Origin of the sequence: Pseudomonas sp. dw_358, assembly GCF_018449655.1 — a bacterium.
In the GTDB taxonomy this organism is placed as follows: Bacteria; Pseudomonadota; Gammaproteobacteria; order Pseudomonadales; family Pseudomonadaceae; genus Aquipseudomonas.
The window spans coordinates 54,035-69,016 of record NZ_JAAVUX010000015.1 but is presented as its reverse complement, the minus strand read 5'-3'; the positions used below and the strand labels follow the sequence as shown (position 1 = coordinate 69,016).

Sequence of the window (14,982 nt, the reverse complement as noted above, 5' to 3'; positions counted from 1 at the left end):
CGGGAGCTAGGCTCCCGCGCGGCGACATCCTACCAGTCACACCCCGAACAGGGTTAGCCGGCCGACCAACAAGCCGTGATTACTTGTGGTCTTTGACTTCTTCAAACTCGGCATCCACGACGTCGTCGTGCTTGGCCGGCTCTTCAGCCTGCTGAGCCGCTGCGCCTTCAGGCTGTTGGGCCTGATCGGCGTACAGCTTCTGTGCCACTGGCGCGGAAACCTTCGACAGCTCTTCGACCTTGGCGTCGATGGCAGCCTTGTCGTCGCCTTTGACAGCGGCTTCCAGGGCAACCACGGCCGCTTCGACCGCAGTCTTCTCTTCAGCAGTGACTTTGTCACCGGCGTCAGCGACCATTTTGCGCGTCGAGTGCACCAGTGCATCACCCTGATTACGGGCAGCGGCCAGCTCTTCGAACTTGCGGTCTTCGTCGGCGTTGGTTTCAGCGTCACGAATCATCTGCTGAATCTCTTCCTCGGACAGACCGGAGTTGGCCTTGATCACGATGGACTGAGTCTTGCCGGTCGCCTTGTCTTTCGCGCCGACGTGCAGAATGCCGTTGGCGTCGATGTCGAAGGTCACTTCGATTTGCGGCACGCCGCGTGGCGCCGGTGGAATCTCGGCCAGATCGAACTTGCCCAGCGACTTGTTCTGCGTGGCTTGCTTGCGCTCGCCCTGCAGTACGTGGATGGTCACGGCGCCCTGGTTGTCGTCGGCGGTCGAGAACACTTGCGATTTCTTGGTCGGAATCGTGGTGTTTTTCTCGATCAGCGCGGTCATCACGCCGCCCATGGTTTCGATACCCAGGGTCAGCGGGCTGACGTCCAGCAGCAGCACGTCTTTGACATCACCGGCCAGCACGGCGCCCTGAATGGCAGCACCCATGGCAACGGCTTCGTCCGGGTTGACGTCTTTACGGGCTTCTTTGCCGAAGAAGTCAGTCACCGCTTTTTGCACCAGCGGCATACGGGTCTGGCCACCGACCAGGATCACGTCGTTGATGGCGCCAACGTCGATACCCGAGTCTTTCAGCGCGATGCGGCAAGGCTCGATGGTACGCTTGACCAGATCTTCCACCAGCGATTCCAGCTTGGCGCGGGAGATCTTCACGTTCAAGTGCTTCGGACCGGTTGCGTCTGCAGTGATGTACGGCAGGTTGACGTCGGTCTGCAGGCTCGAGGACAGCTCGATCTTGGCTTTTTCAGCAGCTTCTTTCAGGCGCTGCATCGCCAGCGGGTCACCTTTGAGGTTCATGCCGCTTTCTTTCTTGAACTCGTCGACGAGGTAGTCGATCAGGCGGATGTCGAAGTCCTCGCCACCCAGGAAGGTGTCGCCGTTGGTGGCCAACACTTCGAATTGGTGCTCGCCATCGACTTCGGCGATTTCGATGACCGAAACGTCGAAGGTACCGCCACCCAGGTCATAAACGATGACAGTGTGGTCGCCCTTGGCCTTGTCCATGCCGTACGCCAGTGCCGCAGCGGTCGGTTCGTTGATGATGCGTTTTACGTCCAGACCGGCGATACGACCGGCGTCTTTAGTCGCTTGACGTTGGCTGTCGTTGAAGTAGGCCGGTACGGTGATGACCGCTTCGGTAACCGCTTCACCCAAGTAGTCTTCGGCGGTTTTCTTCATCTTTTTCAAGATTTCAGCCGAGATCTGTGGCGGCGACATTTTCTGACCGTTGACTTCGACCCACGCGTCGCTGTTGTCAGCCTTGACGATCTTGTAAGGGACCATCTGGATGTCTTTCTGCACGACTTCTTCGTCGAAACGCCGGCCGATCAGACGCTTTACCGCGTACAGGGTGTTGTGCGGGTTGGTGACTGCCTGGCGCTTGGCCGACTGACCGACGAGGATCTCGCCGTCGTTGGCGTAGGCGATGATCGACGGGGTGGTGCGAGCACCTTCTGCGTTTTCAATGACTTTGACGTTGCCGTTTTCAAGGATCGAGACGCAGGAGTTGGTGGTCCCCAGGTCGATGCCGATAATCTTGCCCATTGTTGACTCTCCCGAAACTGGTGTGTTTCTAAATACTGAATTTGGATGCCGCAGCAGTGGTGGCTAACTGCGGTAGCACTTAAACGCTTGACATCTAAATGGGGGCCTGAGGGTCGATTTCAAGCCCGCGACACATTTTTTGCTCAGGCTGTTTCATTGATCGACGGCGAGGACGGCGCCGGCGCCTTGCTGACCACGACCATGGCTGGACGCAACAGGCGGCCGTTGAGCGAATAGCCTTTCTGGAACACTTTCAACACGCTGTTGGGTTCGACGTCAGCGCTTTCCTGCATGGCCATCGCCTGGTGATGCTCGGCGTTGAACGGTTCGCCATGGGGGTCCAGCGCCTCGAGGTTATAGCGCTTGAGGGTGTCGTTGAACATCTTCAGGGTCAGCTCGATGCCTTCGCGCATCGGACGGATGCTTTCGTCGTCGGGGTTCGACAACTCCAGACCGCGCTCCAGGCTATCGACGATCGGCAGCAGGTCGCCTGCGAATTTTTCCAGGGCAAATTTGTGCGCCTTCTCGACATCCTGCTCGGCACGGCGACGGACGTTCTGCAGGTCGGCAGCCACTCGCAAGGCCTGATCCTGCGCGCCAGCCAACTGCTCTTCGAGCAACTGCACACGTGCGCCAAGCTCTTCGCCACCGGCCTCGCCAGCGGTCGCTTCGGTGTTCTGTTCGTCCAGCTTCTGTTCGTCAGCCATAGGTTTCTCCTTCAATCTTCCGCGAGCCCGACTCGCGCTTGTGCCGGGTATATGGGGTCGCGAATCCGAGGTTCAAGGGCAAATCGATTCAGGGCCACTGTTAATCCGTTGATGCAATTAAATTATTGCGCCCCAGATAAAGGACCCGATGAGAGGCATTGTCAGCCCCACGAAAAACACTGTATAAATAACCAGACCTCAAGCCTGGGAGCCGCCTCTATGCTGGTGCACCTGTCCGTACACAACTACGCCATCGTTGAACACCTCGACCTCGAACTCGAGCGTGGCATGAGCGTGATCACCGGCGAGACCGGCGCCGGCAAGTCGATCATGCTCGACGCCCTGGGCCTGACCCTCGGCGACCGCGCCGACAGTGGCGTGGTGCGGCCTGGCGCCGACAAGGCGGATATCCTCGCCACCTTCGACCTGGGCGACATTCCCGAGGCCGGGGTGTGGCTGGCCGAGCGCGACCTGGCCAACGACGGCCCGTGCATCCTGCGCCGGGTGATCACCGCCGAGGGGCGTTCGCGCGGTTATATCAATGGCACGCCCTGCCCGCTGGCCGACCTCAAGGCCCTGGGCGAGCTGCTGATCGATATCCACAGCCAACACGAGCACCAGTCGCTGCTCAAGACCGATACCCATCGCCGCCTGCTTGACGAATACGCCGGCGCCACGGATCTCGCCCGGCAAGTACACCTGGCCGCGCAGAAATGGCGTCAGACGCGCTCCGAGCTCGACCGCCTGTCCAACTCCGGCGACGAGCAACGGGCCCGCCATCAACTCTTGAGCTACCAACTGGAAGAACTCGACAACCTCGGACTGGGCGAAAACGAGCTGGAGCATCTGGAGCAGGAGCACAAGAACCTGACCAATGCCGAAGCCCTGTTCGGCATCTGCCGCCAGGTCATCGAGCACTGCAGCGAAAGCGATTCCGGCAACGTGCTCAGCGCCCTGACTACCAGCCTCAACCGCCTGGGCGCGGTCAACAACGCCCCCCACGCTCTGGGCGAAGCCACCAATCTGATCGCCAGTGCGCAGATCCAGGTGGAAGAAGCCGTGGGCGAACTCAACCGTTTCCTCGATAACTTCGACGCCGACCCTGCGCGCCTGCAGCAGCTCGAAGAACGCCTGGACACTATTTACACCCTGGCCCGCAAACACCGCGTGCACCCCAGCGAACTGCCGGTGCTCCAGCAAAAGCTGATGGACGAGATCGAAGGCCTGAACGCCAGCGACGAATCCGTCGAGCAACTGGGCGAAGAGCTGGCGGCCTATGCCCGCCATTATCAGAAAAAGGCCGTCGAACTCAGCGGCCTGCGCACCCACGCTGCCGCGCAACTGGCCGAGGCCGTGCAACAGGAGATCCAGCGCCTGGGCATGCCGGGCGGGCGCTTCACTATCGAACTGCGTCTCAACAGCCAGGACGACCTGCAGCCTTATGGCCTGGAACAGGTCGAACTGCTGGTCAGCGCCAACCCGGGCCAGCCGCTCAAGCCACTGGCCAAGGTGGCCTCCGGTGGCGAACTGTCGCGCATCAGCCTGGCGATCCAGGTGATCACCGCCCAGACCTCACGGGTCCCGACCCTGGTGTTCGACGAAGTCGACGTGGGCATCGGCGGCCCGACGGCCGAAATCGTCGGCCAACTGCTGCGTCGCCTCGGCGAGCGGGGCCAGGTCCTCACTGTGACCCACTTGCCCCAGGTGGCCGCCCAAGGTCATCACCACTTGTTCGTGCACAAGGTCCGCGGCAGCGACGAGACCCGTACGGCGGTGTCGAGCCTGAGCAAAAGCGAGCGAGTGGAAGAAGTGGCGCGGATGTTGGGCGGTATTGATCTGACCAAGGAATCCCTGGCCCATGCGAAGAAGATGGTGGTAACGGCCAAGGGTTGATACCGCCGCCCCCCCCTACAAAAAAACCACAAAAAAAGGCGACCCAAGGGCCGCCTTTTTTATGAGCAGATGTGTAACTCAGCTCTTCTTCTGACGCACATACAACACCAGATTGTGATCGACCAGTTCAAAGCCATGCTCGATCACGATTTCTTTCTGACGGCGCTCGATCTCGGCATCGAAGAACTCGATGACCTCGCCGGAATCCACGTTGACCATATGGTCATGGTGGCCGCCGTCGGCCAATTCAAACACCGCATGGCCACCGTCGAAGTTGTGGCGCACCACCAACCCGGCGGCCTCGAACTGAGTCAGTACACGGTAAACCGTGGCCAAGCCCACATCCTCACCGGCTTCCATCAGTGCCTTGTAAACGTCCTCGGCGCTCATGTGACGCTGCTCTGCAGAGTCCAGCATCTGCAGAATCTTCACTCGCGGCAGGGTAACCTTGAGGCCCGCTTTACGTAATTCGCTATTTTCAACCATGGTCAGCTTTCTCGCCGATGCTGCTTCGCAGCTTCTCTTAATGCGGGTATGATCGGGGTTTAGTTTGTCCCAGCCAAGATAGTGGAAGTCGCCCACCGATGCAAAACACCAAGCACTTGCTAACCAGCCTCACCTTCGTGGGACTGCTCGCACTCGCCGGTTGTTCATTCCCCGGGGTTTACAAAATCGACATCCAACAGGGCAATGTCGTGACGCAGGACATGATAGACCAGTTACGGCCAGGAATGACCCGCCGGCAAGTACGGTTTATCATGGGCAACCCCCTGATCGTCGACACCTTTCACCCTAACCGCTGGGATTACATGTACACCCTGCAGCCGGGCGGTGGTGAACGGCAGCAAGAAAGCATGAGCATCTTCTTCAACGAGAATGATCAGCTTGCGAGCCTGTCAGGTGATTTCATGCCAGGCGTGAGCCGCGACCAGGCCTTGCTCGGCAAGCCTGCCGACAGCACCGCAGCCCCGGTTCAGCAGGGCGACACGCCAAAACCGGACGCCCCGGCCAAGCCAGGTTCGCTGCTCGACCAAATCCAGAAAGACGTCGACGGTGTGAAAACCATACCGGTCCCGACCGTGCCGCCGCTGGAACCCGGTCCGCAATAAGCCGGACAGCGCCCACAAAAAAGCCCGACATGTTCGGGCTTTTTTATGGGCGCAATTGACTGCGTGAAAAAACCTTCAGCCACCCGAGGCCGCCCGATCGCGTGCTGCCTTGGCTGCGCGCAAACGACGCACCTCTTTCGGATCCGCCAACAACGGTCGGTAGATCTCGATCCGCTCACCGGCCTGCATCACGTGTTTGTTCGGGTCGGCAACCACCTTGCCAAAGATCCCCACCGGCATTTGGCCCAGGTCGAGCTGCGGCCACTGCTGCTGGACCAAGTCCAATTGCAGCACGGCTGACAGACTGCTGCCAGCCGGCACGTCCAGGCGAATCAAACCCTGCTGCTCGGGCGTGGCGTACACCACCTCGATCGCAATCGGCTCAGCCATGGAGTTGCTTGGCACGCTGACAGAAGGCATCGACCAACTGATTCGCCGCCTGATTGAACAGCGGCCCCAACGTCGCCCGAACCACCGGCCCGGCATAGTCAAACGACAGGTCGAGGCTGATCTTGCAGGCCTTCTCACCCAGCGCCTTGAACACCCACAGCCCATGCAGCTGGCTGAACGGACCTTCCTCAAGGTTCATCTCGATGGACTGCCCCGGCACCAGCTGGTTTTTCGTCACGAAATGCTGGCTGAGGCCACCCTTGGCCACCTCGACTTTGGCCCGCATCGAGACATCCGTGGCATCCAGCACGGTCGAGGCCGAGCACCACGGCAGGAACTCCGGGTACCGGGCCACATCGTTGACCAGGTCATACAGAGCCTGTGCGGGATACGGCAACAAGGCCGAGCGTTGAATGTGTGTGGTCATGTTCTTCCCCTGAGGGCCATTGCCTTGTGTCGACAGCAGGCAGGCCCGGGTGATCAAAAAAGTTGCCGCATTGTCCGGGATTCAACTCAGTGTCTCAAGCACGCAGGATGCCCATAGCCGACAAGCCGCCGCTTCCCTATAATGCCGCCCCTATGGCCAAACAGAAGAAACACCCCACAGGGACCATCGCGCAGAACAAGAAAGCGCGACACGATTACTTCATCGAACACCGTTTCGAAGCCGGTCTGGTCCTGTCCGGCTGGGAAGTAAAAAGTCTGCGTGCCGGCAAGGCTCAGCTGATCGACAGTTACGTCCTGCTCAAGGATGGCGAAGCCTGGCTGCTGGGCAGCCACATCGCACCCTTGACCACGGCCAGTACCCACGTCATCGCCGACCCGGTGCGCACCCGCAAACTGCTGCTGAACAAGCGCGAGCTGGAAAAGCTGTTCACCAACGTGCAACAGAAAGGCTACGCCTGTGTCGCTTTGTCGCTGTACTGGAGCAAGCACTTGATCAAGTGCGAAATCGCCCTGGGCAAAGGCAAGAAGGAATACGACAAGCGCGACACCGAGCGCGAACGCGATTCCAACCGCGAGCTGCAACGCGCTGTCCGCAGCAAGGGTAAAGAAGACTAAACGAGCGGGGCTGCCTGCAGCCCCTCGTTTGACACCCACCGAAGCTGAACCTACCCTCGAGCAGGTACCGGCCTGCGTCTCCACGGCCGAATAATCTGATTTTCCTCACCCTGGAAAACCGATGACCCTGCCGCCCGCGTTCCTCCAGTCCATCGCGCAACTGATCCCGCCCGACCGCCGCTTCGACGACCCGCCCCAGACCCTGGCCTTCGGCACCGACGCGAGCTTTTATCGCCTCATCCCTCAATTGATCGTGCGCGTGGAATCCGAAGCCGAGGTCATCGGCATCCTCCAACTCGCTCAGCGCGAACGCGTGCCCGTGACCTTCCGCGCCGCCGGCACCAGCCTCAGCGGCCAGGCCATCAGTGATTCGGTGTTGATCGTCCTCGGCGAGCACTGGAACGGCCGCGAAGTGCGCGACCAAGGCCGGCAGATCCGCCTGCAACCCGGCGTGATCGGCGCCCACGCCAACAGTTGGCTAGTCCCCTACGGCCGCAAGATCGGCCCCGACCCCGCCTCGATCAACGCCTGCAAGATCGGCGGCATTGTCGCCAACAACGCCAGCGGCATGTGCTGTGGCACCGCGCAAAACAGCTACCATACCCTCGCCGGCATGCGCCTGATCCTCGCTTACGGCACCGGCCTCGATACCGAAGATGCCGTCAGCATCACAGCCTTTCGCCAGAGCCACGGCGCCCTGCTCGACGAACTGAAACGCCTCGGCGAAGCGACCCGCGCCAACCTCCCACTGGCCCAACGCATCCGCCACAAATACCGACTCAAGAACACCACCGGCCTGTCCCTCAACGCCCTGATCGACCACGACGACCCGCTGCAGATCCTCACCCACCTCATGGTCGGCTCCGAAGGCACCCTCGGCTTCATCAGCGCGGTCACCTACGACACCGTCATCGACCACCCGCACAAAGCCACTGCCCTGCTGGTGTTCGCCGACATCGAAACCTGCTGCAACGCCGTCACCGCCCTCAAGCAACAGCCCGTGTCCGCCGTCGAACTGCTCGACCGCCGAAGCCTGCGCGCGGTGGAGCACAAACCCGGCATGCCGACCTTCGTCGCCACCTTGCCCGTCGAAGCCTGTGCCCTGCTCATCGAAGCCCGCGCCAGCTCGCAGCCCGCCTTGAAAGCACAGGTCAGCGACATCATGGCGGCACTGACCCGCTTCGCCGTCCTCCAACGCATCGACTTCACCGAAGCCCCCGAGGAAAACACGCGCCTCTGGGCCATCCGCAAAGACATTTTCCCTGCCGTCGGCGCGATCCGTCAGACCGGCACAACCGTCATCATCGAAGACGTCACCTTCCCGGTGGAGCAACTGGCCGCCGGCGTGCGCCGCCTCATCGCGCTGTTCGACAAACACCGCTATGACGAAGCGGTCCTGTTTGGCCACGCCCTGGAAGGCAACCTGCACTTCGTCTTCACCCAAGGCTTCAGCACACCCGAAGAAATCCAGCGCTACCGAGCCTTCATGGACGACGTCGCGCAACTGGTCGCCGTGGAATTCGGCGGCTCACTGAAGGCTGAACACGGCACCGGCCGCAACATGGCGCCCTTCGTCGAACTGGAATGGGGCCGCGACGCCTACGCGCTGATGTGGCAGATCAAACGCCTGCTCGACCCAAACGCAATCCTGAACCCGGACGTCGTCCTCAGCCGCGACCCGCACATCCACCTCAAACACCTCAAACCCTTGCCCGCCGCCGACGAAATCATCGACACATGCATCGAGTGCGGCTTCTGTGAACCGGTCTGCCCGTCCCGCAGCCTCACCCTTACCCCACGCCAACGCATCGTCCTCTGGCGCGACATCCAGGCCCGTGAGCGCGCCGGCGAAAACACCGACACCCTGCGCCGAAACTTCCAGTACCAGGGCATCGACACCTGCGCCGCCACCGGCCTCTGCGCACAACGCTGCCCAGTGGGGATCAACACCGGCGAGCTGATCAAAAAACTCCGCGCCCAAAACGCCACCCACCCCCGCGCTGCCCATTGGCTCGCCGACCACTTCAGCACCGCCCTGCAAGGCCTGCGCTTCACCCTCCACGCCGCCAACGGCGCACGCATGCTCATCGGCGCGCCCCGGCTCAGCGCACTGTCCCAACGCCTCACCCGCCTCACCCAAGGCAAAGCCCTGCAGTGGACCGCCGCCGTACCCCAACCGGAGCAAGCCCTGCGCATCCCGGCACCGCGCAACGACGAACGCCCCCGCGTCGTCTACTTCCCCGCCTGCGTCGCCCGCACCATGGGCCCGGCCGCCAGCGACCTTGAACAAATGTCCCTGCCCGCCAAAACCCGTCAATTGCTGGAAAAGGCCGGCTACCAGGTCATCCTCCCAGACCACCTGGACAGCCTCTGCTGCGGCCAACCCTTCGCCTCCAAAGGCTACCCCGAGCAAGCCGAACGCAAACGCCAAACCCTGCTCGACACCCTGCTCACCGCCAGCCGCGGCGGCCGCGACCCCATCTACTGCGACACCAGCCCCTGCACCCTGCGCCTGCTCGACAACCTCAACGACACCCGCCTGGGCATCCACGACCCCGTGCGCTTCATCCGCACCCACCTGCTCGACCGCCTGACCTTCACCCCCCAATCCGCCCCTGTCGCCGTACACGTCGCCTGCAGCACCCAACACCTGGGCGAAAGCGAGGCCCTGATCGACCTGGCGAGACGTTGCAGCTCAAACGTGGTCATACCAGAAGGCATCCACTGCTGCGGCTTCGCGGGCGACAAAGGCTTCACCACCCCCGAACTCAACGCCAGCGCCCTAAAGACCCTGAAAAGCGCGGTACACGGCTGCCAGGAAGGCATCAGCACCAGCCGAACCTGTGAAATCGGTTTGTCACAACACAGTGATATCGACTACCACAGCCTGGTTTACCTGGTGGACAGAGTCACCACCGCCAACGTGCACAAAGGGCTCTAAACCGCAGATTTGCGCCCTTCTTTGGTGCATTTGAGCGCTTTTGGTGACGAAATCGAGTTTTCTTTGCCCGTATCAAAGAAAAAATAGAACCCCTGAGAATCGTTAGAGTCCGTGTATTTAGGCCCTGAACAAAAGGGCTCTTAACCACCTCGGAAGGTATGCCTCTCTGGCGGATTCCGGGCCATCTAGTTCGAGGAGATACCCATGAAGCGCACCCTGATTTCTGGTCTGTTCATCACCGCCGCCCTGCTGGCATCCCCTGTCTTCGCAGCCGAAGACCTCTGCGGCGCCAACCTGCAGACCCTCAAAGACGCCCACACGTCGAGCAACACCAACCTCAGCACCGAACAGCTGAAGGGCATCAAGAAAACCGAAAACCAGGCCATGAAAGCTCACAAGGCCGGCGACGACAAGAAATGCATCGAGATCACCACCCAGGCCATCAACAGCCTGAAAAACACCGGCTCCAGCAGCGACGGCGCCAAGTAACACCCCGCAAATCCGGCACCTCGGCCAGCCCAAGCTGGCCGGTTTGCTAGCGCGGCCCCCTTGGGGTACACTGCGCGACCTGACTGCTCAGGCAGAAAGGCAAGAGCTGCAAGCGGGGCCGATTAGGATTCGACGCCGGTAACGAAACTCTAGGGGCATGCCGAGTTGGTAACAGAACTCGTAAATCCACTGTTGCAAAACTCTATAATTGCCAATGATGACAATTACGAGGGCTACGCTCTCGCCGCGTAAGCGGTGTTAGCAAGTCCTTTCTGGTAGCTTCGGCTCCAGCAATCGTTAGGGGATGTCTGTAAACCCGAAGCGATTGTCATATAGAACAGAATCGTCGCCTAGTACGTTGTGGACGAAGCGCCTAAAACTTACACAACTCGCCTGAAGCACCCTGCCCGTCGGGCGGCCGAGGGTTAACTTAATAGACACGGCTAAGCATGTAGAACCGACAGCAGAGTACTGGCGGACGGGGGTTCAAATCCCCCCGGCTCCACCACTTCATCATCTAAAGACGTCCACGGACGTCTTTTTTTGTGCCTGGAATCCAGTAAATACGAGGCATCCAGCGCTTTTTCGGTCTTTTGAGAGTTTTTGAGTTCCAGCCATTCGGGTATTCCAGACGGTATTCCAGTCCGTCCGGTGCTAATCTTTGGAATACCGAATTAGTGCCTGAGGACAATCTCATGCCTGCTCAAAACCTCCGCCTCTCCGATCGACAGCTCAAGGGAGTCAAACCGGCGTCCAAGGATTACGTCCTCACAGACGGTGACGGTTTGCAGCTCCGCGTACGCAGCAACGGCTCGTTGCTGTGGAATTTTAACTACCGCGAACCAGTGACCAAAAAGCGCATCAACATCGGCTTCGGGACCTACCCCGAACTGTCGTTGGCGAACGCACGAAAGATGGCAGTCGATGCGCGGGAGCTGCTCGCCCAGGGCATCGATCCGAAGGTGCAGCGTAATACGCTGAATGAAGCCAAGCGCGCAGAAACGGAACACACCTTCGAGAACGTGGCCACCGCTTGGTTCGAACTCAAGAAGGACTCGGTCACCCCTGCCTACGCCGAGGACATTTGGCGGTCGCTCACGCTGCACGTGTTCCCCGATTTGAAGACGACACCACTCACGAAAATCACGGCGCCGATGGTGATCGCATTGCTTCGTCCAATCGAAGCGAAAGGCAGCCTGGAGACTGTCAAACGTCTTAGCCAACGGCTAAACGAGATCATGACCTACGGCGTCAACTCCGGCCTGATCTTCGCAAACCCTCTCACCGGTATAAGGGCGGTGTTCAAAAAGCCCAAGAAAGAAAACATGGCAGCGCTACCGCCCGAAGAGCTCCCCGAGCTCATGCTGGAGATCGCTAACGCCAGCATCAAACGCACAACCCGTTGCCTCATCGAATGGCAGTTGCACACGATGACTCGCCCCGCCGAGGCGGCGACTACTCGCTGGGCAGACATCGACTTTGAAAGGCGTGTCTGGACTATCCCACCGGAGCGGATGAAAAAGCGCCGCCCTCACAGCATTCCGTTGAGTGATCACGCTGTCGCTCTGTTGGAGTCACTGAAAACTCACAGCGGCCATCGCGAATTCGTATTCCCGGCAGACAGAAATCCACGTACCCACGCCAATAGCCAAACCGCCAACATGGCGTTGAAGCGCATGGGGTTCCAGGATCGGTTGGTCAGCCACGGCATGCGCTCGATGGCCAGCACCATCTTAAATGAGCATGGCTGGGACCCGGAGCTGATTGAGGTTGCACTGGCGCATGTCGACAAGGATGAGGTGCGGAGCGCCTACAACCGAGCCGACTACATTGAGCGCCGACGCCCGATGATGGCCTGGTGGAGCGAGTACATCCAAAAGGCCGCCACCGGCAGCCTGCTCGCCTCAGCATATGGCCAAGCCAGAGACAGGAACGTGGTGCCGATCCGCTAGCGCTGTACAGGCGCGGTAACGGTGGCGACAGCAACTGAGCGCTCAGGAATCAGGGAAAGCAGCCTCGTTTATCCGCTTGTCAGCGCGGGTCCATCCAAACAGGGCTGCAAAGCCGCCCTGTTTGGATGGACCTTACTTTGAAGAGCTAAAAGCCACGACGTTGTCCAGGATTTACCACGGAATTCCACCGGTGGATAACTGCTCTTGAAGTCCAAAGTGGCGCTGAATTTCGAACCTTGACCAGATTTTTCCACAGGCGTAGAACTGGCCGTGCAACCGCTGTCGATGACAGCAACCCAGGTGGTCCGAACCTTGAAGGCCACGCCGCTCCTGCGGTGGTTCTCCCCCCAAATGGCGATTCGCGTCCGGCAGCTCGCCCGGTCACCTCCCCGGTGATGGATGCCTACTTCAGATCATGGCCCTCGTGCGCCAGACGACACTTCCTACTTCGCTGCCCTGCAGCAACCTATCCGCTTGGCCGAATCTTGCGCCAACCTGTGCCCGTCTCTTTCTTCTGGAAAGAGACGGGCACTTCCACCACTGCTGCAGCCCTGATCGCACATGGCTTTGCGGCATTCCCCCTCGTGACAATCGGCGTGACAAACGCCGATGTCACCAGCAACAGCGATGTAGATGATGGTGCCGCAGACCAAGGAATGGACTGCACCTGACTGACAGTCAGGCATGCCCCGGTCATCGCATTGCTGCTTGCACCTGGCTCAGGATCTCGCGGCACTGGTCTCGTTAGCCAATGCAGCCTCCACCCGCCCACCGGTAACGGTGCTCAGGAGGCCAGATCATGAGATGCCCTTGCTCCTGGTCGTAAGGAGCCGCCAGTCCCGCGTTAGAGGACATCCCCACAGGTCGCAGGGGCCTTGATCCCTGATAACACTCAGCATTCTTGGCGGGATGACGTGGGGCGAGGGTTGGAGATCGGATGATGAGGTGACTGACATGGCATTGGTAGGTAGACGCGATGGCCGCAATTTCGGTTACGGCAGGCAGTTGAGCTATGCGGGTCAGCAGGCGCTGAAAGATATGTTCGGTGGTGGCCATTACGGCACGGTCAAGGCGCACAGCGATCGGTGGCGGGCATTCGTGAAGTGGTGCCGGTCTGAAGCGGGACCCGGGGTCAACGATGCGCGGCAGATTGACCGCGAGGTGTTGTCGAACTATGCCGCATACCTTCGCGGCCTGGTTGAGCACAGCGACCTAGCAATCAGCACTGCACAAAACCGGCTATCCAGCGTTAACCGAACCATGGCAGCCCTTCGCGGTGATCAATATGTAAAATTGCCAAGTCCGAGCAAGGCCTTGGATATGCAGCGCACCGGTGTACGTCAATCGGCGCCGCAAGGCCAAGACCGCGAACAGGTACAGCAGATCGTCGAGACGCTTTGTAGTCGTGATCAGATGCGAGTAGCAGCGATAGTTCAGTTGACGCGAGCCACGGGGATGCGTTTGCGCGAGGCCATCCTGGCTGACCTGCCACGGCTGAGCCGTGAAGCCGCGCTCTACGGCAAAATCAATATTCAGGATGGCACCAAAGGCGGCCGCGCCGGTGCATCTGCCCCCCGCTGGATTAAGGTGGATGACCATATTCGTGGTGCACTTAGATTTGCATTGCAAGTATCCCCCACGGATAGCCGCAACCTGATTGCTCCAAACGAGAGCTATCTGGACATTCTGCAGGAAATAGCACGGCCAGCGAGAGAGGTCCTGAAAGCACACGACCTCAAAGGCTTTCACGAACTGCGGGCGGCGTTTGCATGTGAGCGCTATGAACAGATCACACATCACCGTGCGCCTGTAAATGGTGGTCAGTGCTACGCCATAGACCGGCGCCTAGATCTTGAGGCTCGCATGCAGATCAGCGATGAGCTGGGGCATGGACGGATTGAAGTGGTTGCTGCCTACATAGGGGGGAGGGTATGACTAAGGCGTTTGATATGGAGTTGTTCTTGAGTACCGTGCTGACAGGATCGCATGCGACGCGGCACCGGCATTTGCGGCAGGCGAGAATCATCCAATCTGAAATCGCAAAACGCTGGCAGCGATCAACTCCTTGGGCCTGGCAGCGAAAGCATTTGGTTTGGTTTCTTGAACACTTCCTCACCGGCCGCAGTGAGGCAACACAGTATTACTATTTGCTTACTGTCCAACTGCTCGCACGACGCCTGGAAAGGCCATGGGTTTTTAAGCGTTGAGTGGAGCTCCCGTTCCTAACCATCGGTAATCGCCACCGCCTCGGAAAATCATGGCGTCAACGCGCCTATAAGCAACCTCCTCAGTGCTGAGGAAATCATGACTTTTAAACGCCAGCCCGATTATGCGCAAGTCGCGCCGCATACAAGCGTAACATCTCGCCCTCGGCCAGAAGCTGGTCACGCTGGACCGACGGCACATGGTTATACACGCACCACGCTTCGTCTGGCATTAT

At 59.9% G+C, this 14,982-nt stretch carries 13 protein-coding genes and 1 other RNA gene; 9 read left to right on the top strand and 5 right to left on the bottom strand.

Features of this window, described 5'->3' with window-relative positions; all coding sequences use genetic code 11:
- Positions 1–79: 79 nt before the first annotated feature.
- Positions 80–1,999: a molecular chaperone DnaK gene (gene dnaK, locus HB675_RS19675; RefSeq protein WP_213880609.1), complete on the bottom strand. Its 1,920-nt coding sequence runs from the start codon at positions 1,997–1,999 to the stop codon at positions 80–82.
- 143 nt (positions 2,000–2,142) lie between these two features.
- Positions 2,143–2,706, bottom strand: coding sequence for a nucleotide exchange factor GrpE (gene grpE / locus HB675_RS19670; RefSeq protein ID WP_213880607.1), 564 nt, complete (start codon positions 2,704–2,706; stop codon positions 2,143–2,145).
- 219 nt (positions 2,707–2,925) lie between these two features.
- Here grpE and recN point away from each other — a divergent pair, with 219 nt between their 5' ends.
- Positions 2,926–4,599: a DNA repair protein RecN gene (gene recN / locus HB675_RS19665; protein ID WP_213880605.1), complete on the top strand. Its 1,674-nt coding sequence runs from the start codon at positions 2,926–2,928 to the stop codon at positions 4,597–4,599.
- A gap of 78 nt (positions 4,600–4,677) precedes the next feature.
- On the opposite strand, the gene fur is transcribed toward recN, so the two are convergent.
- Positions 4,678–5,085 (bottom strand): ferric iron uptake transcriptional regulator, encoded by a 408-nt coding sequence (gene fur / locus HB675_RS19660; RefSeq protein ID WP_213880603.1) that lies wholly within the window; start codon positions 5,083–5,085, stop codon positions 4,678–4,680.
- A 98-nt stretch (positions 5,086–5,183) separates the two neighbouring features.
- Here fur and HB675_RS19655 point away from each other — a divergent pair, with 98 nt between their 5' ends.
- Positions 5,184–5,708 carry an outer membrane protein assembly factor BamE gene (locus tag HB675_RS19655; RefSeq protein ID WP_213880601.1) on the top strand — a complete coding sequence of 175 codons (525 nt, stop codon included), beginning with the start codon at positions 5,184–5,186 and terminating at the stop codon, positions 5,706–5,708.
- A gap of 75 nt (positions 5,709–5,783) precedes the next feature.
- Here HB675_RS19655 and HB675_RS19650 read toward each other — a convergent pair whose 3' ends face one another.
- Both HB675_RS19650 and HB675_RS19645 read right to left on the bottom strand, forming a co-directional pair.
- The gene (locus HB675_RS19650) at positions 5,784–6,098 is read right to left on the bottom strand and encodes an RnfH family protein (protein WP_213880599.1); all 315 of its coding nucleotides are present in this window, start codon (positions 6,096–6,098) and stop codon (positions 5,784–5,786) included.
- Entirely contained in the window at positions 6,091–6,525 is a 435-nt protein-coding gene (locus tag HB675_RS19645; RefSeq protein WP_213880597.1) for a type II toxin-antitoxin system RatA family toxin, read from the bottom strand. The genes HB675_RS19650 and HB675_RS19645 overlap by 8 nt, the downstream gene beginning before the upstream one ends.
- A 152-nt stretch (positions 6,526–6,677) precedes the next feature.
- Here HB675_RS19645 and smpB point away from each other — a divergent pair, with 152 nt between their 5' ends.
- From smpB to HB675_RS19610, 7 genes are all read left to right on the top strand, one after another.
- Positions 6,678–7,160 carry an SsrA-binding protein SmpB gene (gene smpB / locus HB675_RS19640; RefSeq protein ID WP_213880595.1) on the top strand — a complete coding sequence of 161 codons (483 nt, stop codon included), beginning with the start codon at positions 6,678–6,680 and terminating at the stop codon, positions 7,158–7,160.
- 121 nt (positions 7,161–7,281) lie between these two features.
- Positions 7,282–10,101 (top strand): FAD-binding and (Fe-S)-binding domain-containing protein, encoded by a 2,820-nt coding sequence (locus HB675_RS19635; RefSeq protein ID WP_213880593.1) that lies wholly within the window; start codon positions 7,282–7,284, stop codon positions 10,099–10,101.
- Positions 10,102–10,305: 204 nt separating this feature from the next.
- Complete coding sequence (locus tag HB675_RS19630) at positions 10,306–10,590, top strand: hypothetical protein (protein ID WP_213880591.1); 285 nt, start codon at positions 10,306–10,308, stop codon at positions 10,588–10,590.
- Positions 10,591–10,704: 114 nt separating this feature from the next.
- Positions 10,705–11,098: a transfer-messenger RNA gene (gene ssrA, locus HB675_RS19625) on the top strand.
- Between the two features lie 187 nt (positions 11,099–11,285).
- On the top strand, positions 11,286–12,542 hold the full coding sequence (locus HB675_RS19620; protein ID WP_213880589.1) for an integrase domain-containing protein: 1,257 nt from the start codon (positions 11,286–11,288) through the stop codon (positions 12,540–12,542).
- Between the two features lie 954 nt (positions 12,543–13,496).
- A complete protein-coding gene (locus tag HB675_RS19615) occupies positions 13,497–14,477 on the top strand; it encodes an integrase domain-containing protein (RefSeq protein ID WP_213880586.1) in 981 nt (326 codons plus the stop codon).
- Positions 14,474–14,749 (top strand): hypothetical protein, encoded by a 276-nt coding sequence (locus tag HB675_RS19610; protein WP_213880584.1) that lies wholly within the window; start codon positions 14,474–14,476, stop codon positions 14,747–14,749. The genes HB675_RS19615 and HB675_RS19610 overlap by 4 nt, the downstream gene beginning before the upstream one ends.
- Positions 14,750–14,982: the final 233 nt, after the last annotated feature.